We start from the raw sequence: 20,054 nt of genomic DNA, 5'->3' as shown, positions 1-20,054 counted from the left end.
GCCGGGCGCCGGGTGGCTAGTCGGTGATGACGTGGGCGAGGCGGCGGTAGGAGTTCAGCAGGGCCTCGCGGTCGTATGTGCTGGTGGTGACGAGGAGTTCCTGGGCGCCCGTCTCCTTGAGCAGCGTCTCCAGTTCGTGGGCGACCTGTTCCTCGGTGCCGGCGATGTGTCCGGCGAGGCCGGAGTCGTAGAAGCCGCGTTCCCTGGCGCTCATGGTGAGCGCCTCGACGCGCTCGGCGGGCGGCAGCGGCGGGAAGGTGCCGTGGGTGCGCGAGTACGCCATCGACCAGGCCTCCGGGATCAGCAGCCGTCGCGCCTCGGCGGGCGTGGCGGCCACCGCGATCGTGCCGGAGATCACGACGTACGGCTCCCGCGCCCACGGCGAGGGCCGGAACGCCGCTCGATAGCGATCGATGCCGCGCCGCATCCTCTCGCGGTCGCGCAGATCGCCGATCACCATCGGCAGGCCCGCCCGGGCCGCGACGGCGGCACCCTCGCCCATGGCCAGGACGAACGGCGGCACGGTCAGCCCCTCGGCGGGCCGTGCGTGCACTCCGGTCGCGGACGTGCCCCGGAACCAGCCGAGCAGTTCGTCGAGCTGTCCGGCGAAGTCCTCGGCGTCACCCTTGTCGCGCCCCAGGGCTTTGCGGACCCCGTCCGTGAAGCCGACGGACCGTCCCAGCCCCATGTCGATCCGTCCGGGGAAGAGGGACTCCAGCACCCCGAACTGCTCGGCCACGACGAGCGGTTGGTGGTTGGGCAGCATCACGCCGCCGGTGCCGACCCGGATCGTCCGGGTCGCGGCGGCCACGGCGGCGGCCAGCACGGTCGGCGCGGAACCGGCGACCCCGGGCACGCCATGGTGCTCGGACACCCAGAACCGGTGATAGCCGAGCCCCTCCAGCTCCCGTGCCAGCCGTACGGTGTCGCGCAGCGCCTCGGCGTTCGTGTGCCCCTCGCGGGTGCGGGAGCGGTCGAGGACGGAGAAACGGGCGGCGGCGATCACGGAACTCACACCGGGTTCAACGCGTGGCGGGCCGGGGCATTCCCAGCGCGTCCCCGGCGAAAACCAGGTGACCGCGATTCCCGCAGGTCATCACAATGGGGCACGCCCGCGGGCCGGCCACGCGCGGCCCGTCACCCACGTCACCCTCGTCACCCAGTTCAGGAAGGCGGCCCACCGTGACCGTCCCCAACGTCCTGCTGTCCGGCATCGTCGGTTCGACCGCGTACGGGCTCGCCCACGAGGGTTCCGACATCGACCGGCTCGGTGTGTTCGCCGCGCCCACCGAGGCCCTGCACGGCCTGCACACGCCGAAGGAGTCCCACGTCGGCACGGCGCCCGACACCACCCTGCACGAGGCCGCCAAGTGGTGCCGGCTCGCGCTGGGGGGCAACCCGACCGCCATGGAACTGGTGTGGCTGCCGGACGAGCTGTACGAGGTGCGCACGCCGCTCGGCGACGAGCTGATCGGCATCCGCACCTCGCTGCTCGGCGCCCAGCGGGTCCGGGCCGCCTATCTCGGTTACGCCACCCAGCAGTTCCGCCGGCTGGAGGCCCGCGGTGACGGCTCCCGCCCGGCCGGACGGACCGCGAAGCACGCCCGGCACCTGAAGCGGCTGTGCCACCAGGGCCTGGAGCTGTACACCACGGGGCGGCTCACGATCCGCGTGGAGGACCCCGAGGAGTACCACGCGTTCGGAGAGCGTGTCGCCGCCGACGCCTCCGCCGCGCGGCCCCTGCTCAGCCACTACGAGGCCGCCTTCGGCGAGCGGCGCAGCGCGCTGCCGGAGCGGCCCGAGGAAGCGGCGGCCGAAGCGTGGCTGCGCCGGGTCCGCGAGCACTTCTACCGGCCCGAAGGCCGCTGAACGGCCCGGCCGGGGTCGGCGCGCCGACCCCGGCCGGGCAAGGCCTGCACGAGCACACTCAGGAGAGCGCGAGGTCAACACCCCCGCCGGAGCGCCGTCAGAACCGTGCGCCGACGTTCGCGCCGTTGCGCGGGACCAGGAACACCGCTGCCGCCGGCAGGGAGCCGTCCGCCGCGCGCGGCCCGGTGAGCGGAGCCGGGTCCGTGCTCAGCACCGAGGCGGCGTTCCATGTCCCGCCCAGGTTCCAGGAGTTGCCGCTGGACGTGGTGGCCGAGCCCAGCGCCACGGCCCTGAAGTCGGCGACCGAGAGGTTGCCGGTGAGGACGGCTTTCCCGCCCGAGGTGTCGACGTCGAAGCCCGTGCCCCCGTTCGCGTACGTGCTGTCCCGGGTCAGCGCGAGCGCGCCCGGATTGCCGTTGTCGGTGAATCCGTGCGCCGCGTTCCCGAAGGCGAGGCTGTTGCGCAGGGTGTGCGCGACGGCGGGTGCCGGGCTGCCCCCGCCCAGCTTGAAGCCGTTGCCGTCACCGGCGAAGTCCGGGAAGTTCCACCGGTTGACACCGTTGCCGTACGCGACCGTGTTCTCGACGAGGACCGGCGAGGCGAACTTCCAGGCGTCGAAGCCGTCGTCGACGTTGTTCCACAGCCGCGCGCCCCGCACCACGTTGCCGTTGCCGCTGCCCTCCTTGACGGCCAGACCGTCGGCGCTCTCGCCGTTCTTGCGCGGGTCGCGGTTGGCGTAACTGTCCAGGTTCAGGATCTGGTTGCCGCTGGAGGAACCCTGGAGCTGGAAACCGGACTCGTAGTTGTCGTGCGTGGACAGGCGCGTGAACACGTTGCCGTTGCAGCCGTCGCAGTACACGCCGTACGGGCCGTTGACGATCTCCAGGTCGGAGATCCGCCAGTACGACGCCTCCTGGTGGACCGCCCCGCGCTCCGCGCGCGGGATGCTGCCGCCGACCGGCGTGTGGCTCGCGGCCAGCCGCTCGCCGTCGACGACCACGCGCTCGCCCTGGTAGGCGCCGAGGGTGATGGGCTGGGACGCCGTGCCCGAGGTGGTGATGGTGATGTTTTCGGTGAGGGCGTACGTGCCGCCGCGTACGGCGATGACGTCACCGGCCCTCGCCAGGTCCACCGCCCGCTGAATGGTCCGCAGGGGCTGGGCGAGGGTGCCGGCGGCGGAGTCGTTCCCGCCCACCGCCACCACCAGGGTCGTGGGCGCCGCGGCTGCCCCGTTCGCCGGGCCCAGCACCGACATCAGTGCCGCTCCCGTGACCGCCGCCGTCCAGATCGCCGTGTTGCGCATGGGGCCTCCCGCCTCCGACTGACTGCCATGTCGCATCACAGTGGCCGCCCGCGGCGCGGAGGTTGCCGGGGTGCGAGGTCTGCCGGGAAGCTCCCGGGTCCTGTCGTCACCTTCCCGTCCGCCTCGCCCTCCGGGCGACGACGGGAAGGTGACGACAGGCCTAGGCTGAGTCGTGTGACCGACAGCAGCAGTGCGCTCCCGCTCGCCGTGTTCGACCTCGACAACACCCTCGCCGACACGGCGCACCGGCAGCCGTTCCTGGAGCGCTCGCCAAGGGACTGGGACGCCTTCTTCGCCGCCGCGCCGCAGGACCCGCCGATCCCGGAGGGTGTCCAGCTGGTGCGGGAGAGCGCGCGGGAGTGCGAGATCGTCTACCTCACCGGGCGGCCGGAGCGCTGCCGGCGCGACACGCTGGACTGGCTCGCCGCGCACGGGCTCCCCGAGGGCCGCGTCCACATGCGCCGCAACGACGACCGCAGGCCCGCCCGGCGCACCAAGCTGGAGATCCTCGGCCGGCTCGCCCGCACCCGGGAGATCCGCGTGCTCGTCGACGACGACGAACTGGTGTGCGCGGACGCGGAACGTGCGGGCCATCGCGTCGTACGGGCCCGCTGGACCGCCCCGTCCGGCGCCCTCAAGGCGGCGCAGGAGCGGGAGGGCCGCACCTGACGGCCGCGGTGTCCGACCCGTCCCGCCGGGCGGGCGTCGGCCGGCACGGCGCCTCGGCCCGCCACCGGATCACTCGGGTACGCCCAGCGCGCTTGTGCGTCCCGTGCGCGGGAGATCCCGCGCCTTGCGGCGCACCGCACCCCACCGGGTGCCGCCCGCTGATCCGACGCGCGGGCTCGGACACGGCCCGGCAGGGACCCTACGGCGGGGTCCCTGCCGGGCCGGGGCGGCCGGCTTCGGTCACCGAGGGCGTCAGTCCGAGTCCTCGATGCGGAATCCGACCTTGAGGCCGACCTGGTAGTGCTCGATCTGCCCGTTCTCGATCTGGCCCCTGACCTGGGTCACCTCGAACCAGTCCAGGTTGCGCAGGGTCTGTGAGGCACGGGCGACCGCGTTGCGGATGGCCTGGTCGATGCCCTCGTGCGAGGTGCCGACGATCTCCGTGACCCGGTAGGTGTGGTCCGACATGCGGGTGCTCCTCTCCGCCGTGACGGGGAACGTCAGGCGTTCGGCGGCGGCCCGGTGCCGGACCGCGACGGCGGTCGTCACCGACTCGACGACTCATTCCACCGTGCCCCACGCCACGGCGGAGCGCGAGACGGCCCGGGGCACCCGCTGCCGGACCCCGTTACCGCGCCACGCTCAGCGACAGCGCGAACCGGCCCTCCCGGTCCGTCCACCAGTGACTCAACTCGAGCCCCGCCACCGACAGTTCGGAGCGGACGCCCTCCCTGCGGAACTTCGCCGAGATCTCGGTGCGCAGTTCCTCGCCCGCCCCGAAGTCGACGGCGAGGTCGAGTGCCGGGATCTTCACGGTCTGCTCCGTACGGGAGCGCAGCCGCATCTCGATCCACTCGTTCGCGGTGTCCCACAGTGCCACGTGGTCGAACGCGTCCGGTGCGAAGTCGGCGCCCAGTTCCCGGTTGACGACGCTCAGCACGTTCTTGTTGAACGCGGCCGTCACCCCGGCCGCGTCGTCGTAGGCCCTGACCAGAACCTCTTCGTCCTTGACCAGGTCCGTGCCCAGCAGCACCGTGTCGCCCGGTGAGAGCAGCCCGCGGACCAGGGCCAGGAACGTGGCCCGTTCGGCCGGCAGCAGGTTGCCGATCGTGCCGCCGAGGAACGCCACCAGCCGGGGACCCGGTGTGTCCGGCAGCGTCAGCGCGGCGGTGAAGTCGGCGATCAGCGCGTGCACGTTCAGGTCCGGGCGCTCCGCGACGAGCGCCTGCCCCGCCTGGGTGAGCGCGCTCTCGCTGACGTCGACCGGAACGTAGGTGTGCAGGCCGGTGAGCGCGTCGATCAGGTACCGCGTCTTCTCCGAGGAGCCGGAGCCCAGCTCGACGAGGGTGCGGGCGCCCGTCGCGGCGGCGGCCTCGCCGGCCCGGGCGATCAGGATCTCCCGTTCGGCGCGCGTCGGGTAGTACTCGGGCAGTGCGGTGATCTGCTCGAACAGCTCGCTGCCGTGTGCGTCGTAGAACCACTTCGGCGGCAGCGTCTTGGGGGTGCGGGTCAGGCCCTGGTGGACGTCGGCGCGCAGCGCGGCCTCCGTGGCGTCCTCGGGCAGGGTGCGGGTGAGAAGGAACGGGCTCACGTACGGGGCTCCTTCGCGGATGCGGGCGGTGCGGGCGTCAGGATGTCGTCGGGCTCCTTGAGCGGGGTGAGCAGCACGTCCGTGCGGCTCGCCGCGAGCAGGGTGCGGTCGGGGACCTCCTGCCAGTGCGGGTCGTCGTCGTAGGGCTCGGAGGCCACGACGGTGCCGCCGCCGGGCCGGGACAGGTACCAGAGGGTGTCGCCCCAGGCGGTCGCGGCGATCGCCTCGCCGTTGGTGAGCAGCAGGTTGAGCCGGGAGGCGGGGGCCGCCGCGGCGACCTCCAGGACCGTGTCCGCCAGCGCCTGGCCCTCCTGGTCACCGCCGCGCAACCGCGCGAGGACCAGTGCCCACACCAGGGCCGAGTCGTTGCGGGCCTCCAGCGACAGCATGTCCACCGCGGGCAGACCCTGGACGAGGGGCGCGAGTGAGTCCGGCCAGCCCCTGACGGCCCCGTTGTGGCTGAACAGCCAGGGACCGGCGGCGAACGGCGCCGCCGCGGCCTCGGCGTCCGCGCCCGACAGGGTGGCGTCCCGCACGGCGGCGAGCACGGCCCCCGAGCGCACGACACGCGCCAGGTCGGTGAGGGACTGGTCGGCCCAGATGGGGCCGGCCCGCCGGTACCGGGCCGGCACCGGATCTCCCTCCGCGTACCAGCCGACGCCGAAACCGTCGGCGTTGACCGTCCCGTGGCGCTGCCGCCGGGGCGCCCACGACTGCTGGTACAGGCTGTGCGGTGGCTGGAGGAGGAGTCGCCCGAGCGGCTCCTCGGGCCCCAGATACGCCAGGTGACGGCACATCAGGCAGCCGCCGAACGGGCCGTGCGGAACCCGGAGAAGATCTGCCGCCGGATCGGCAGGTCCCAGTTGCGGAAGGTGCCGCGGCAGGCGACCGCGTCCACCGCGAACGAACCGCCGCGCAGCACCTTGTGCTCCGGCCCGAAGAACACCTCCGAGTACTCCTTGTACGGGAACGCGTTGAATCCCGGGTAGGGCGTGAGGTCGCTCGCGGTCCACTCCCACACGTCACCGATCAACTGCCGTACGCCGAGCGGCGACTCGCCCGCCGGGTAGCTGCCGGCCGGAGCGGGACGAAGGTGCCGCTGGCCGAGGTTGGCGTGCTCGGGGCCCGGGTCGGCGTCGCCCCACGGGTAGCGCAGGGAACGGTCGCCCGCCGGGTCGTACCGGGCCGCCTTCTCCCACTCGGGCTCGGTGGGCAGCCGGCGCCCGGCCCAGCGGGCGTAGGCGTCGGCCTCGTACCAGCACACGTGCAGCACGGGCTCGTCGGGCGGCACCACCTCGGTCACGCCGAACCTGCGGCGCAGCCACTGCCGTCCGTCGCGGCGCCAGAACAGTGGGGCGCCGATGGAGTTGCGGCGGATGTGGGACCAGCCGTCCGCCGTCCACCACCGCTCGTCGGCATAGCCGCCGTCCTCGATGAACGCCTGGTACGCGGCGTTGGTCACCGGCGTCGTGTCGATGTGGAACGCGGCCACCTCACGCCGGTGCGCGGGACGTTCGTTGTCCAGGGACCACGGCTCCGTCGACGTGCCCATGGTGAACGGGCCGCCCGGTACGAGGACTTCGGCCGGGCCGGTGAACAGGGGGACGGGTTCCGGGTCCGGTGCGGTCAGGGCCTGGGGGCCCTTTCGGAGCTGATGGGTGATCAGCATCGTCTCGTCGTGCTGCTGTTCGTGCTGCGCGATCATCCCGAAGGCGAAACCCGCCTCGGTCAGCCGCGTCCCGTGGAACGCGGTGCGCTCCAGCACGTCCATCACCCGTCCGCGTACGTCCGCCGCGTACCGGCGGGCCTCGGCCGGCGGCAGCAGGGGCAGGGAGGGGCGTTCGGACCGGGGGTGCTCGAAGGCGTCGTAGAGGCCGTCGATCTCCGGGCGTATCGCCTCCTGGCCGGCGACGGCCCGCAGCAGCCACTGCTCCTCCTGGTTGCCGATGTGCGCCAGGTCCCACACGAGTGGCGACATCAGCGGCGAGTGCTGCGCGGTGAGGTCGGGCTCCTCCACGCAACTGGTCAGCAGCGTCGTACGGTCCCGGGCCGTGACGAGCGTGGTCAGCGCCCGTTCCCGGAACGTCTCCGCGTCGAGGGCGGGGTCGGTCATGTGCGGATGTCCTTCCCGTGCGGACGACGGCTCGCGCCGTGCATCCGGTCCAGAAGATCGTCGGCGGGGCAGCGGCCGCGGCTGACATAGCGGTCGAGGTAGGCCCGTACGGCGTCGATGACCTCGGCGGTGGCTCCGAGCCGCGGCAGGGCGTCGAGGGCCGCTGTGAAGCAGGTGACGGCCACCTCCTGGAGCTCGGGGTCGCCCAGGCCGTGCCGCGCCGCGTCGATCCACAGCGGGTTGTGCGGCGCGGGCAGCGACAGCGCCCGCTCGACCAGCGGCTTCACCGTCCGGTAGGCGGTCTCGGCGGCCTGCGGATCGTCGAACAGCGCCATGGTGACGGCGAGCGGCACGATCCACCCGTCGTCGCCGGGCTGTGCGTCGATCATCCGGAACTCGAGGTGGCCGCGCGGCCGGACCGGCGGGAACAGGGTCGTGAGGTGGTAGTCGAGATCCGCCCGGGTCGGCGGCCTCGGCGACTTCGACCTGGTCCACTCCCGGAAGGTCAGCCCATCCGGGACGTCCCAGGGCCCGCCGTCCTGCCGTATGCACATCACTGGTGCGTCCAGCACGTGCCGGGCCCAGCTCTCACGCGGGTCCGCGTCCAGCGCGGGCCCGCCCGCGCGGCCGGGGCCGATCTCCGTCCACACCAGCTGGCGGGTGGAGAGCCAGCCGGTGGGCTCGTGGGCGGCGACGGGGGAGTTGGCGAAGGCGGCCACCAGGACCGCGCCCAGCTGGTGCGCCAGCCACCAGCGCCGCCCGTGCCCGAGGGGCCCCGGTTCCTCGTACCCGGCGTCCAGGCACACCTGGACCGAGGCCGAGGTGCACATCATGGCGCGGCCGGCCGGACCGGTGCGGTCCAGGCAGGCCTCCATGGCGTCGTAGCGGGGTTCCCGCAGGAACCGGCTGGGTGAGTGCCAGGGATCCTGGCCCATACCGACCAGACGGAGATCGTCCTCGGCCAGGACCGCGCGGACGGCGGCGAGGTCGGCGGAGACGGTACCGATGCACTCCATCAGGGAAGCGGCGGGCGGCGAGCTCAGTTCCAGCTGGCCGCCGGGCTCAACAGTGAGCGCCGACTTCAGGGGCACGGTCCGCAGTGCGGCGTAGGCCGCTTCGAGTCGTTCGCGGGACACGGGGAGCTGTGGTGTGCGCAGCTCGTGAACGAGCCATTCCACTTCCACCCCGACCGTGCGGGGTGGACCGGTCTTGAAACAGATGCCCCGGACCAGTGCCTCCACCTCTGCTGCGGTGAGGGCGGTACGGGGCTCCGTACAGTCGCGCGCCTGACAGGCGCTTGGTATGTCGGACATGTCGGAATCCTCCTGAGAATCCACCATGCCACCGGCCCGAGGCCGGATGGGCCGGGTCGACGGCACTCGTCCCACCCAAGCCTCTCGCGCCGCTCGGCACAAGGGGGCAAATCACCGTAATCAGGGCCGACGATCTCTCTTTCCGAGGTGTTTCCGGACCTGTCCCGGACCGAATCCCGCGACGGCGCGGGCTGGACTCGGGACGGGGCCGGGGGCTGGGCTCGGCACCGGGAAACTCTGTTGCACCGCATGACCAGCATCGCTCACGATGCGTTCATGAGCACGACGGGGGAGGGCGCGCGGCGCGTGCTCATGGCGCCCACGGGGGTGGCGCCATGAGCACGCGGCTGCGCGCGACAGCGCGGGAAACGGAACAGATCGTGGCCGAGGGTGCCTACGACGCCCCCGGCGGGCGCCGGGTGTCCGTCGCGGCGGCGGTGAAGGCGGCCCGGCACGGCACCCGCATGCACGGGCCCGGGCCCGTGCCGACGCCGGCGGTCGTGCCGGTGGACACGGCGTTCGAGGTCACCGGCGAGAGCAGCCTGGAGGCGGCACGCCGGCTCGCGGCCGCGGGTCCGGTGGCCGTCCTGAACTTCTCCTCGGCCCGCAACCCCGGTGGCGGCTACCTCAACGGCGCCCAGGCCCAGGAGGAGGCCCTGTGCCGGGCCTCCGCGCTGTACACGTGCCTGGTCGGGGTCCGGGAGTTCTACGACCATCACCGCGCCCACCGCGACCCGTTCTACACCGACCGTGTCATCCACTCACCCGGCGTACCCGTCTTCCGGGACGACCGCGGCAGACTGCTGGACGAGCCGTACGAGGCCTCGTTCCTGACGGCGGCCGCACCGAACGCGGGAGTCGTCCTGCGTGCCGCGCCGGAGCGCCGGGCGGAACTGCCGCGGGCCCTCGCCGAACGGGCCGAGCGGGTCCTCGAGACAGCCGCGGCCCACGGCCACCGGCGCATGGTCCTCGGCGCCTGGGGTTGCGGGGTCTTCCAGAACGACCCAGCCCAGGTCGCGGGCGCGTTCAGGACGCTGCTCGGCCCCGGCGGACGCTTCGCCGGGACCTTCGACCACGTGGTGTTCGGCATCCTGGACCGCACCCGGGGCAGCACGGTCCGCGAGGCGTTCGTACAGACGTTCCCGGAGGGCCGGGCGCAGCGGTGAACCGGTGGTGGTGCGGTCGGGCGGGTGCGTGAGCCGGTGATCGTGCGGCTGGGGGTGTCCGTGACCCGGTGGCGTGCGGCTCGGGCCGGCTGTGCCGGCCTCACCTCCGGCGGCCGGGTCTCGGTTCCGGTCGTGCCGGCCTCGGTTCCGGCCGCCCGGCCTCGGCACCGGTCACGCCGGCTCACCTCCGGCCGTCCTCTCTCACCTCCAGCCGTAGCGTTCCGCCAGGCGGTGTCGGACCAGGTTGAACCTCATCCGGTCGAGAGCACAGGCCTCCCTGCGCATGCCCTCTTCGTGGAGTCGCAGCACGCGGTCCACGTCCACCCATGAGTCGCGCCCCGTCCGGTCCCACGGGCCGCTGCCGATCGGCACCCATTCCCGGTCGCCGTCGTGCCGCTTGCTCGACAGCTGAACCGCGAGCAGGGTGCCGCCGGCCTCGCGGGCGACGACGAGAACGGGGCGGTCCTTGCCGCGGCCGTCGTTCTCCTCGAAGGGCACCCAGGTCCAGACGATCTCACCGGGATCCGGGTCCCCGTCGTGCGCGGGCGAGTACTCCGTGCGCACCCGGCCCACCTCGCGAGGGTCGGCCTGGACGGTCGCGGTGGGACCCGAGCGGCCCGGAACGTTCTCATCGATAGACGCAGTCACGGGGGTCACGTTAGAGCGTGACCCCCGTGACCGCTCGATCACCCCTCGTCCTTCTCCACCGGCACCCGCTGCGCCGGCGGCGTCCTGGACCCGTTCAGCGACGAAGTCCCGGGCGGTGTCTGCCCGTTCTGGTTCATCGAGGCCAGGAGCTGCCGGGCCACGCCGAGTCCGGTGCCGCCCATGGTGAGGGCCTTGGCGAACATGTCGGCCATGCCGTCGGCCCCGTTGAGGAGGACCATGTTGTCGACGTTGCCGAAGGCGGACGCGCCGGCCCGCACGATCTCGGGCCAGTTCTCGGCGAGTTGTTGGGCGACGACGGCCTCCTGGTTCTCCGCCAGGGCGGCGGCGCGCGCCTTGATGGCCGAGGCCTCCGCGAGCCCCTGTGCCTTGGTCGCCTCGGCCGCTGCCAGCCCCCTGGCCTGCGCGGCGGCCGCCTCGGCCTCACCGGTGGCCCGGGTCGCCGTGGCGGCCGCGGCGCCCCGCGCCCTGGTCGCCTCGGCCTCGGCGCCCGCGGCCGTCTTCACCCGGGTCGCCTCCGAGGCGGCCGCGAGTTCCGTCTCCTTGGCCTTGGCCTGCGCCGCCGAGATCCGCACGTCCCGCTCCGCCTCGGCCAGCGTGCGCTTCTCGTAGGCCTTGGCGTCCGCCGGCTTGCGGACGTCGGCCTGGAGCTGCTGCTCCCGCCGGTTGGCCTCGAGTTCGGCGACCCGCGTCTCCTGGACGACGACCTCCTGCCGGGCGGCGGCATCGGCGAGCGGACCCGCCTGCCGGGCCTTCGCGCCGGCCTTGTCGCGTTCGGCCTGGTAGCCGGCCTGGAGGATCTCGCTGTCCCGGGTGGCCTGCGCCATCCGGGCGAAGGACTGCTGCTCGGCCTCGGTGGCCAGCCGGTTTGCCTCGGCCTGCGCGATCCGCGCGTCCCGCTGCACGGCCGCCGCGTGCGGCATGGCGAGGTTCTGGATGTACCCGGTCGGGTCCTCGATCTCGTGGATCTGCAGCGAGTCGACGATGAGCCCGAGCTTCTCCATCTCCGTGCCGCAGGCCGCCCGGGTCTGCCCGGTGAGCTTCTCCCGGTCGCGGATCATGTCCTCGACCGTCAGCCCGCCGACGATGGACCGCAGATGGCCGGCGAAGACGTTGTGCACCCGCTCCGACATCAGCTTCTGCTGGTCGAGGAAACGCCGCCCCGCGTTGGCGATCGACACGAAGTCGTCGCCCACCTTGAAGATGACCACGCCCCGCACCTTGAGCGGAATGCCCTGGTGGGTCACGCAGTCCACGTGCAACTCGGTCTCGTTCAGGTCGAGCGAGAGTTTGCGCACCGCCTGCACGCCGGGCAGCACCAGCGTGCCGCGCCCCGTGACGATGCGGAACCCCATGCCCTCCCCGAGGCCCTCCGTCTTGTGTGTGGAGCCGGAGATGATGAGCGCCTCGTTGGGTTCCGCGACCCGCCACATCATTTTGAACAGACCGATGAGTACGAGGACGGCGACAAGCGCCACCCCCGCAACGACGCCGACAACCATCGGCATACGCCCCCTTTGGATGGTGCCCTTTCGGCACCGAACGAAGGGAGTGTGCTCCTGCGCGTCACCGGGGTACAGCCACCGGCCCATCCTTGTCGAAACCTTGATACATACGCCTTCACCTGCGCCCCGGCGCGCTCAACTGTCGTATGCGGCGGTGACGTAGACCGTCCTCGGCGGAAGGTACTCCACCACCATCACCACCGTGCCGGACTCGATGCGGCCGGTGCCGGGAGCGGCGTAGGCGAGGAAGTGCTCCGCGCCGCCGCGCACGCGGACGATCACCTCACCGACGAGTCCGGGCCCGATCGTTCCGGTGACCCGCCCCACGAGTCCGACCATCGACGCATCGCCCATGGTCACAGCGTACGGGCCGAACGCGACTACACCGCCGGGGAATCCGCGGCGAACTGTCGCGGTGGCCACGCCTCGTGCCAGCGCAGCTCCGCCTCCAGCTGCGCGGCGAGCGAGACCAGCAGCGGCTCGCTGTTCGCCGGGCCGAGCAGCTGGGCGCCGACGGGCAGACCGCCCGCGACGAAACCGGCGGGGACGTTGACCCCGGGCCAGCCGAGCACGTTCCACGGCCACGCGTACGGGCAGGCGGCGATCATGGCGCGGTCGGTGGCCGGACCGCTGAGTTCCAGCATCGCGCCGATGCGCGGCGGGGGAGCGGCCGTCGTCGGCGCGAGGATCACGTCGTACGACGTGAAGAACCCGCCGATCCGGCGGTGCAGGACCGCCTCCGCGCGCCGGGCCGCGCGCAGCGGGATGCCGCCCAGCACCCGGCCCAGCCTGGCGGCGCCATGGGTGCGGCGGTCCAGGAGCGCGGGGAAGGGTGCCTCGCGGACGTGTTCGGCGAGGCCGACGGTGGCGCGGGGCAGGAAGGTGAGGCCGATCTGGCCGTACGGCGGGTCGGCCTCCTCGACCACGTGCCCCAGCGCGGCCAACTTCTCGGCGAGTTCGACGACTTGGGCACGTACTTCCGGGAGAAGCCGGGCGGGCAGGGCGGTGAACGGCGGTTTCAGGGAGAGCGCGACGCGCAGCCGGCCGGGGTCGCGGCCCACGGAGTCGGACACCGTGAGGGCCGGCGGCCGGTGCGGGTCCCGCTCGTGGTTGCCGCTCGCCGCGTCCAGCAGGAGGGCCGCGTCGGCGACCGTACGGGCGAGTGTGCCGTTGACGGTGATGCCCTGGAAGGACTCGCCGCGCGGCCAGGTGGAGATGCGGCCGCGCTGCGGCTTGATGCCGATCAGGTGCGTCCAGGAGGCCGGGATGCGTACCGAACCGGCGCCGTCCGAACCGAGCGCGGCGGGCACCAGGCCGGCGGCGACGGCGGCGGCCGAGCCGCCGGAGGAGCCGCCCGGCGTGTGGTCGGGGCTCCAGGGATTGCGGGTCGCGCCGAAGGCGGGCCCTTCGGTGAACGGCCACTGCCCCAGTTCGCAGGTGTTGGTCTTGCCGACGATCACCGCCCCGGCCGCGCGCAGCCGCCGCACCGCCTCGCCGTCCTCGGCGACGGGCGGGTACTCACCACGGCAGCCGAACGCGGTCGGTTCGCCGGCCACGTCCATGTCGTCCTTCACGGCCACGGGCACCCCGAGCAGCGGCCGGCGTGCCCCGGCGGCCAGTTCCGCGTCCGCCGCGTCCGCCTCGGCGAGCGCGGCCTCGGCGCGCACGATCCGGAAGGCGTTGAGGGACCCCTGGCTGGCGTCGATCCTGGCGAGCGCCTCGGCCACGAGCGTCCGGGAGGTCGTCTCCCCGGCGGAGAGTGCGCGGGCGGTCTCCAGCAGGCCGGCGGAACGGTCGAGCGTCATGCGGGACACCTCCGGGAGCGTGGTCTACCGAACAGTAACGTCCGGTGGAGGTGCAGGGTACGGAATGTCGAACATCCCCGTGCGCGCCGGAGTGGGACCGCTCGGCACAGTGTTCACGCAGCCGTCGCCGCGTCGCGCGCAAAGCATTGACGCGCCTGGGCCTCACCTCTACCTTCTGACCGACTTTCCGAACCGTGTTCGGTATTCCGGACGTCGGTCTTTCGGTTGGACCAAGGAGCCGCACGTGAGCACACGTCCCCCCACGCCGTCCCGCCGCGCTCTGCTGCGCGCCCTCGCCGCCCTCCCCGCCTCGGCCCTGCTGCTGGGCGAGATGCCCGGACTGCTCGGCACGGCCCTGGCCGCCGCCCCGCCGAGCGGCTCGGCCACGCGGTACACGATCGTGCCGTTCCTCAACAGCAACGACGGCACGGTCAACGTCTACCAGTCCGACGACGCCACCGACTTCCGGCTGACCAAGGCCTCCGCGTACACGCCGCCGAGCAACAGGATCCGCGACGCCGGCGTCCTCAAGCACACCAACGGCTACTACTACCTGACGTACACCACCCACACCTGGCAGGACGTCAGCACCACCATCGGGTTCGCCCGCAGCTCCGACCGCGTCAACTGGACCTTCCTGTACGACTACACGGTGCCGCTCGCCAACCTGTCCCGGGCATGGGCGCCGGAGTGGTTCGTCGACAGCGACGGCAGCGTGTACGTCATCGTGTCCTGCTCCCTCACCAGCGACGAGTGGATCTTCACGCCCTACCTGCTGAAGGCCGCCAACTCGGCCCTGACCGCGTGGGGTTCGCCCGTCGCGCTGTCGGGTATCGGCAGCAACCACATCGACACCTTCCTCGTGCGCAACGGCTCGACGTACCACGCGTTCACGAAGAACGAGACGACCAAGTACATCGAGTACGCGACGGCCTCGAACCTCACCGGCCCCTACACGATCAGCAGGACCGGCGACTGGGCCGGCTGGGGCAGCTACCGCGAGGGCCCGGCGCTGGTGCAGCTCGACAACGGCGGCTGGCGGATCTTCTTCGACGGTTACGGCGACGGCACCTACTACTCCAGCGACAGCTACGACACCTTCGCGACCTGGTCGGCCCCGGCCGCGCTGCCCGTCGTCTCCGGTACGGCACGGCACTTCACGGTGGTGAAGGAGACGGTGTCCGGCGGCCCGAGCCTGGCGAAGGGCGTCACGCGTTCCTTCCGGTCGGCCAACTTCTCCACCCGGTACTGGCAGTCGCAGTCCGCCCTGCTCAACCTCCCCGTGGTGAGCGCCTCCAGCACCGCCGCCGAGAAGCAGGCGTCCACCTTCACGGTCGTGGCCGGTCTGGCCGACGCGAACGGCTACTCCTTCCGCGACACGTCCGGCAACTACCTGCGCCACTGGGACTTCCGCGGCCGCTTCGACGCGAACGACGGCACCTCGACCTTCGCCAAGGACGCCACCTTCATCGCCCGCACGGGCACGAGCAGCGGTTCGCTCCGCTTCGAGTCGTACAACTACCCCGGCTACTACCTGCGGCACTACAACTACCAGCTCCGCGTGGACCGAACGGACGGCACGGACCTGTTCCGGCAGGACAGTTCGTACGTGCCGGTGACCGCCTGGGCCTGAGCTCCGGCAACGACGGCCCGCCGCCCGCACGGCCGCGACCGGCCAACCGCGCGGGCGGACGAGTCCGGCGTCGTACGCGCGGATGACGGCCTGGATCCGGTCGCGGGCGCCGATCCCGGCCAGGGCGCGGCCGACGTGCTTCTCGACGGTGGACTCGGTCGGTACGAGGCGCTCGGCGATCTCGGTGTCGGTGTCGGTGCAGCCTCAGCCGATGACCTCCTCGGGGCGGGCGTCCTCGAGGAGGAACCCGCTGGCGCCCGCCCGGGGTCGAGCACCGCCATCGCGACGGACGACTGATCGGGCACCACGAATCCGAGCACAGCGTCTTGACAGCTCCGATGTATCGAAGCATTTTGTTCGAGCACACGGACTGAGAAAGCGCTGCCTCGTCGCCGGTCCCCACCCCGGCCGAACGCCCGCAGGAGCCATCGTGCCCCGCACTCGGCGCTGTTCAGGCCTTCGCCGACCAGGCCATGCCCCGGCTCGCCTGTCCGGTCCCGCGACGCGTTGCCGCTGCCGCCACCTCGGCGGGACCAGGCATCGAGTCATCCGATGACAATCGGTTCTCGCCGGGGCTCCCGCCGAGCCCGAGCCGAACGCCAACCAGTCCGCACCGGACCTCGTGCTGAGGAAAGTCGTCGTCAACGGAACAGAGGTCACGCATCCATGAGACCCGCACGGCACACCGCCCACCTGCTGTGGGTGGCCGTACTCGCCCTCCTCTGCGGCCTGTTCACCGCGCCCGCGTCCCAGGCCGCCGCAGCCCACCAGCCGGCGTACCCACCCCGTCAGGCCACGCTCCGCAACGCCACCGCCGGCCTGTTCCTGCACTGGGGCATGTTCACCGCCCCCAAGCACCTCGACTGCGCCTCCTGGGAGAAGGACGTCACCGACGGCGGCTGGAGCCCCGAGTACTGGGTCGACCAGGCCCGCAAGATCCGCGCGGGCTACATCGTGCTCGCCACCTTCCACTCCCGCCTCGGCTACGCCCGCCCCTGGCCGTCGAAGATCCCCGGCTCGTGCTCGACGCGGCGCGACCTTCTGGGTGAACTCGTCGACGCGGCCGCCAAGAAGGGCCTCAAGGTCATCCTCTACATGACGGACGACCCCCAGTGGCACAACGAGCAGGGTGTCGAGACCCTCGACTCGGCGGCCTACTCGGCCTCCAAGGGCCACGACGTCGATCTCACCACCCGCCAGGGCTTCGGGGAGTTCTCCTACGACAACTTCTTCGAGGTCATGAGGAACTACCCGAAGCTCGCGGGGTTCTGGATCGACAACGACAACGAGTACTGGGAACAACATCAACTCTACGAGCAGGTGCGGCAGTTGCGCCCGGACATGACCCTGAGCAACAACAACGAGGACACGCCGGTCATGGACATGGTGTCCCATGAGCAGAAGGTCGGCATGACCCCGCCGTACGACCAGCCGTCGGCGACCTGGACCCCCATGCCCCGCCTCACCGAGTCCTGCTACAAGGTCCCCGACACGGGCAGTTGGTGGTACGACGGTCAGGACCGCCCGGTGTCGACCGGCCTGAACGTCGACCGTTACGTCGCCAATGCCGGCAACTCCATCAAGTCCCTCATGGACTTCACCGCCATGGTCGACGGCCGCTTCCCGCCGCAGCAGGAGAAGTTCCTCGACCTGATGGAGGACTACCTCCCGCCCATCTGGCAGTCCCTGCACGGCGTCGACGCCGGCGGCTTCATGTACGGCGGCATGCAGCCCGGCGCCTGGAACGACGGGTCCTATGGCTACATCACACTCCGCCGCGGTGACCGCACGACGCAGTACGTCCACGTGACCACGAAGCCGGCCTCCGGCGACCGGGTCCGCATCCGCGACAACGGCTACCGGATCGAGCGGATCACCGACCTGCGCACCGGGAAGCGCTTCCGCTTCGACCAGCGCGACGGCACCCTCACCGTCAAAGGGATCACCGACTGGGACCCGTACGACACCGTCCTCGAGGTCCGCACGGCACCGCACCGGGAAGGCGTCCACCCGGCCGGCCTGGTCAAGGCGAGCGAACCCGCCCTCACGGACGGCGACTTCTCCACGTACTCCGACAACAGGGGTGTCCTGCCCCTGAGTCACGTCCTCGACCTCGGCCGGATCCGCAAGGCGTCCTTCCTCGGGATCAACCAGCGCGAGTGGTCGCCGACGTACAACAGGGAGACCTTCGGGCGGAAGGAGGACTCCGCGCGGATCAAGGACTACACGGTCTCCGTGAGTGACGACGGGGCCTCGTGGAGCCAGGTGAGGGCCGGGGTGCTGGAGAGCGCCCGCGGTGTCCGCTTCATCGATCTGGGCGATCGCCTCCGCACCCGCTACATCCGGCTCGACGTGCCCACCACCTGGGCCGCCGCCACCGTCCCGAACGTCTACCGGCAGCTGAGGATCGACGAGATACAGGTCGGCTACGGCCATCCCCGCGGCCACGGCTGACGCGTTCACCGTGGCTCTCCGGCCTGCCCGTCATGCCGGAGCCCGACCGTCCGAGGCCGGCCCCCGCGTGCTCCGTCGACGCGGGGGCCGCGCCGCGCCCCGGAGTGCCGTGGGCCGCGCGACGGCAGCCCCGGAAGGTCGTCCGTCTCGCAACGGAGCGTGCGCGGTCTCTTGACGTGTACTTGGCAGAGTGGGTTCATGGGAGCGCTCCCACAGCCCCATACCCCTCCCGGGCTCCCTGGCCCGCCCGATGCCTGAGTTTCCTGGCGCTCACTTTCTGGAGTCGCAGTGAGAACAACGAGAAGCACGACGCGAAAGAGCTCCCCGGCCGGCTTACTGACCGCACTCACCGCCTTCGTCGCGCTCGCCGTCCTCGGCCTCATGTGCCCGGCCGTCGCCCTGGCGCAGTCGGCCGGCGCCCTCGCCACCGGCCTGCACATCAGCGACGGCCGCCTGACCGAGGGCAACGGCAACGACTTCGTCATGCGGGGCGTCAACCACGCCCACACCTGGTATCCGGGCGAGACGCAGTCGCTGGCCGACATCAAGGCGCTGGGCGCCAACACCGTGCGGGTCGTCCTGTCCAACGGCCACCGCTGGACCGCGAACAGCCCCGCCGACGTCGCCGCCGTCGTCGCCCAGTGCAAGGCCAACCGGCTCATCTGCGTCCTGGAGGTGCACGACACCACCGGATACGGCGAGGAGGCCGCCGCCGCGACCCTCGACCAGGCGGCCGACTACTGGATCGGCCTGAAGGACGTGCTCGCCGGCGAAGAGAGCCACATCGTCATCAACATCGGCAACGAGCCCTGGGGCAACACCGACCCCGCCGGCTGGACCGCGCCCACGACCTCGGCCGTCAAGAAGCTGCGCGCCGCCGGCCTCGCCCACACGATCATGGTGGACGCGCCCAACTGGGGCCAGGACTGGCAGGGCGTGATGCGCGCCAACGCCCAGGCCGTGTACGACGCCGACCCCACCGGCGATTTGATCTTCTCGATCCACATGTACAGCGTCTACGACACCGCCGCCGAGATCACCGACTACCTGAACGCCTTCGTCAACGCCGGACTGCCCATCCTCATCGGTGAGTTCGGGGGCCCCGCCGACCAGTACGGCGATCCGGACGAGGACACCATGATGGCCGCCGCCGTACAACTGCGGCTCGGCTACCTCGCCTGGTCCTGGAGCGGCAACACCGACCCGGTCCTCGACCTCGCGACCGACTTCGACCCCAGCCGGCTCAGCGCCTGGGGTCAGCGTGTCTTCAACGGTGTCAACGGCATCGCCCAGACCGCGAAGGAAGCCACGGTCTACGGTGGCGGCACACCGGGCGACACCCAGTCCCCGACCATCCCCGGCACCCCGGCCGCCTCCGCGACGACAGCCACCTCCACCGCCCTCACCTGGGCCGCCGCCACCGCAACGTCGGCGTCACCGGCTACGACGTGGTCCGGGTCGGCGGCGGCTCCGAGACGAAGGTCGCCGCCTCCACCACCAACTCCGTGACGGTGACCGGCCTCACGCCCGACACGGCGTACACCTTCGCCGTCTACGCCCACGACGCGGCCGGCAACCGCTCGGCCCGCTCCGCCACGGTGAACGTCACCACCGGCAGCGCACCGGCCGTGAGCTGCTCGGTCGGCTACCGGGTCGTGGGTGAGTGGCCGGGCGGCTTCCAGGGCGAGATCGCCCTGCGCAACACCGGCACGACCGCCATCAGCGGCTGGACGCTGGGCTTCAGCTTCGCGGGTGGCCAGACCGTCACCAACATGTGGGGCGGCACCCCCACCCAGACCGGCGGCAAGGTGAGCGTCGCGCCCGCCTCCTACACCTCCACCATCGCCGCCGGAGGCTCGGTCACGGTCGGCTTCATCGGTGCCAAGGGCACCACGAACCCGGCCCCGACCGCCTTCACCCTCAACGGCAGCACCTGCGCGACCACGTGAACCGGCGGCGAGAAGAAG

The 20,054-nt window shown here is 71.9% G+C and carries 16 protein-coding genes and 2 pseudogenes; 6 read left to right on the top strand and 12 right to left on the bottom strand.

Annotated features, from left to right (window positions below):
- Positions 1-16: 16 nt before the first annotated feature.
- Positions 17-1,015 (bottom strand): LLM class flavin-dependent oxidoreductase, encoded by a 999-nt coding sequence (locus OG985_RS09575; protein WP_371667835.1) that lies wholly within the window; start codon positions 1,013-1,015, stop codon positions 17-19.
- Positions 1,016-1,182: 167 nt separating this feature from the next.
- Here OG985_RS09575 and OG985_RS09570 point away from each other — a divergent pair, with 167 nt between their 5' ends.
- Positions 1,183-1,869, top strand: a complete 687-nt coding sequence (locus OG985_RS09570; RefSeq protein ID WP_371667834.1) for a DNA polymerase beta superfamily protein — start codon at positions 1,183-1,185, stop codon at positions 1,867-1,869.
- A 97-nt stretch (positions 1,870-1,966) separates the two neighbouring features.
- On the opposite strand, the gene OG985_RS09565 is transcribed toward OG985_RS09570, so the two are convergent.
- Complete coding sequence (locus OG985_RS09565; RefSeq protein ID WP_371667833.1) at positions 1,967-3,172, bottom strand: right-handed parallel beta-helix repeat-containing protein; 1,206 nt, start codon at positions 3,170-3,172, stop codon at positions 1,967-1,969.
- 174 nt (positions 3,173-3,346) lie between these two features.
- Here OG985_RS09565 and OG985_RS09560 point away from each other — a divergent pair, with 174 nt between their 5' ends.
- The gene (locus OG985_RS09560) at positions 3,347-3,841 is read left to right on the top strand and encodes a hypothetical protein (RefSeq protein ID WP_371667832.1); all 495 of its coding nucleotides are present in this window, start codon (positions 3,347-3,349) and stop codon (positions 3,839-3,841) included.
- Between the two features lie 252 nt (positions 3,842-4,093).
- Here the strand turns inward: OG985_RS09560 and OG985_RS09555 are convergent, their stop codons facing one another.
- The 5 genes from OG985_RS09555 to egtA form a co-directional block, all read right to left on the bottom strand.
- On the bottom strand, positions 4,094-4,309 hold the full coding sequence (locus tag OG985_RS09555; protein ID WP_371674317.1) for a dodecin: 216 nt from the start codon (positions 4,307-4,309) through the stop codon (positions 4,094-4,096).
- Between the two features lie 160 nt (positions 4,310-4,469).
- The gene (gene egtD, locus OG985_RS09550; RefSeq protein WP_371667831.1) at positions 4,470-5,432 is read right to left on the bottom strand and encodes an L-histidine N(alpha)-methyltransferase; all 963 of its coding nucleotides are present in this window, start codon (positions 5,430-5,432) and stop codon (positions 4,470-4,472) included.
- Entirely contained in the window at positions 5,429-6,229 is an 801-nt protein-coding gene (gene egtC / locus OG985_RS09545) for an ergothioneine biosynthesis protein EgtC (protein WP_371667830.1), read from the bottom strand. The genes egtD and egtC overlap by 4 nt, the downstream gene beginning before the upstream one ends.
- A complete protein-coding gene (gene egtB, locus OG985_RS09540; protein ID WP_371667829.1) occupies positions 6,229-7,545 on the bottom strand; it encodes an ergothioneine biosynthesis protein EgtB in 1,317 nt (438 codons plus the stop codon). Before egtB ends, egtC begins: the two co-directional genes overlap by 1 nt.
- Positions 7,542-8,858 (bottom strand): ergothioneine biosynthesis glutamate--cysteine ligase EgtA, encoded by a 1,317-nt coding sequence (egtA, locus tag OG985_RS09535; protein WP_371667828.1) that lies wholly within the window; start codon positions 8,856-8,858, stop codon positions 7,542-7,544. The genes egtB and egtA overlap by 4 nt, the downstream gene beginning before the upstream one ends.
- Positions 8,859-9,193: 335 nt before the next feature.
- On the opposite strand from egtA, the gene OG985_RS09530 reads away from it, so the two are divergent.
- A complete protein-coding gene (locus OG985_RS09530) occupies positions 9,194-10,024 on the top strand; it encodes a TIGR02452 family protein (RefSeq protein WP_371667827.1) in 831 nt (276 codons plus the stop codon).
- A 201-nt stretch (positions 10,025-10,225) separates the two neighbouring features.
- Here OG985_RS09530 and OG985_RS09525 read toward each other — a convergent pair whose 3' ends face one another.
- The 4 genes from OG985_RS09525 to OG985_RS09510 all read right to left on the bottom strand — a co-directional run bounded on the left by OG985_RS09525 (position 10,226) and on the right by OG985_RS09510 (position 14,000).
- Positions 10,226-10,672, bottom strand: a complete 447-nt coding sequence (locus OG985_RS09525; protein WP_371667826.1) for a type II toxin-antitoxin system PemK/MazF family toxin — start codon at positions 10,670-10,672, stop codon at positions 10,226-10,228.
- Positions 10,673-10,710: 38 nt separating this feature from the next.
- Complete coding sequence (locus tag OG985_RS09520; protein ID WP_371667825.1) at positions 10,711-12,198, bottom strand: flotillin family protein; 1,488 nt, start codon at positions 12,196-12,198, stop codon at positions 10,711-10,713.
- Positions 12,199-12,330: 132 nt separating this feature from the next.
- The gene (locus OG985_RS09515; RefSeq protein WP_371667824.1) at positions 12,331-12,549 is read right to left on the bottom strand and encodes a hypothetical protein; all 219 of its coding nucleotides are present in this window, start codon (positions 12,547-12,549) and stop codon (positions 12,331-12,333) included.
- Positions 12,550-12,575: 26 nt separating this feature from the next.
- Positions 12,576-14,000, bottom strand: a complete 1,425-nt coding sequence (locus OG985_RS09510; RefSeq protein WP_371667823.1) for an amidase — start codon at positions 13,998-14,000, stop codon at positions 12,576-12,578.
- Between the two features lie 244 nt (positions 14,001-14,244).
- On the opposite strand from OG985_RS09510, the gene OG985_RS09505 reads away from it, so the two are divergent.
- The gene (locus tag OG985_RS09505; RefSeq protein WP_371667822.1) at positions 14,245-15,633 is read left to right on the top strand and encodes an AbfB domain-containing protein; all 1,389 of its coding nucleotides are present in this window, start codon (positions 14,245-14,247) and stop codon (positions 15,631-15,633) included.
- A 48-nt stretch (positions 15,634-15,681) separates the two neighbouring features.
- Here OG985_RS09505 and OG985_RS09500 read toward each other — a convergent pair.
- A pseudogene (locus OG985_RS09500) lies at positions 15,682-15,825 on the bottom strand (DNA-binding response regulator); the annotation flags it as partial.
- Positions 15,826-16,299: 474 nt separating this feature from the next.
- On the opposite strand from OG985_RS09500, the gene OG985_RS09495 reads away from it, so the two are divergent.
- Entirely contained in the window at positions 16,300-18,087 is a 1,788-nt protein-coding gene (locus OG985_RS09495) for an alpha-L-fucosidase (RefSeq protein WP_371667821.1), read from the top strand.
- Positions 18,088-18,375: 288 nt separating this feature from the next.
- Positions 18,376-20,036: pseudogene (locus OG985_RS09490) on the top strand (cellulase family glycosylhydrolase).
- Positions 20,037-20,054: the final 18 nt, after the last annotated feature.

Origin of the sequence: Streptomyces sp. NBC_00289 (assembly GCF_041435115.1) — a bacterium.
In the GTDB taxonomy this organism is placed as follows: Bacteria; Actinomycetota; Actinomycetes; order Streptomycetales; family Streptomycetaceae; genus Streptomyces.
This window is presented reverse-complemented; position numbering and strand designations above follow the sequence as displayed.

What these genes read in the sequence shown, in the direction of transcription:
- egtA (WP_371667828.1), bottom strand. Translation starts at nt 8,858, where the DNA reads ATGTCCGACATACCAAGCGCCTGTCAGGCGCGCGACTGTACGGAGCCC.
- egtC (WP_371667830.1), bottom strand. Translation starts at nt 6,229, where the DNA reads ATGTGCCGTCACCTGGCGTATCTGGGGCCCGAGGAGCCGCTCGGGCGA.
- egtB (WP_371667829.1), bottom strand. Translation starts at nt 7,545, where the DNA reads ATGACCGACCCCGCCCTCGACGCGGAGACGTTCCGGGAACGGGCGCTG.
- OG985_RS09495 (WP_371667821.1), top strand. Translation starts at nt 16,300, where the DNA reads ATGAGACCCGCACGGCACACCGCCCACCTGCTGTGGGTGGCCGTACTC.
- OG985_RS09515 (WP_371667824.1), bottom strand. Translation starts at nt 12,549, where the DNA reads ATGGGCGATGCGTCGATGGTCGGACTCGTGGGGCGGGTCACCGGAACG.
- OG985_RS09510 (WP_371667823.1), bottom strand. Translation starts at nt 14,000, where the DNA reads ATGACGCTCGACCGTTCCGCCGGCCTGCTGGAGACCGCCCGCGCACTC.
- OG985_RS09565 (WP_371667833.1), bottom strand. Translation starts at nt 3,172, where the DNA reads ATGCGCAACACGGCGATCTGGACGGCGGCGGTCACGGGAGCGGCACTG.
- OG985_RS09520 (WP_371667825.1), bottom strand. Translation starts at nt 12,198, where the DNA reads ATGCCGATGGTTGTCGGCGTCGTTGCGGGGGTGGCGCTTGTCGCCGTC.
- OG985_RS09530 (WP_371667827.1), top strand. Translation starts at nt 9,194, where the DNA reads ATGAGCACGCGGCTGCGCGCGACAGCGCGGGAAACGGAACAGATCGTG.
- OG985_RS09555 (WP_371674317.1), bottom strand. Translation starts at nt 4,309, where the DNA reads ATGTCGGACCACACCTACCGGGTCACGGAGATCGTCGGCACCTCGCAC.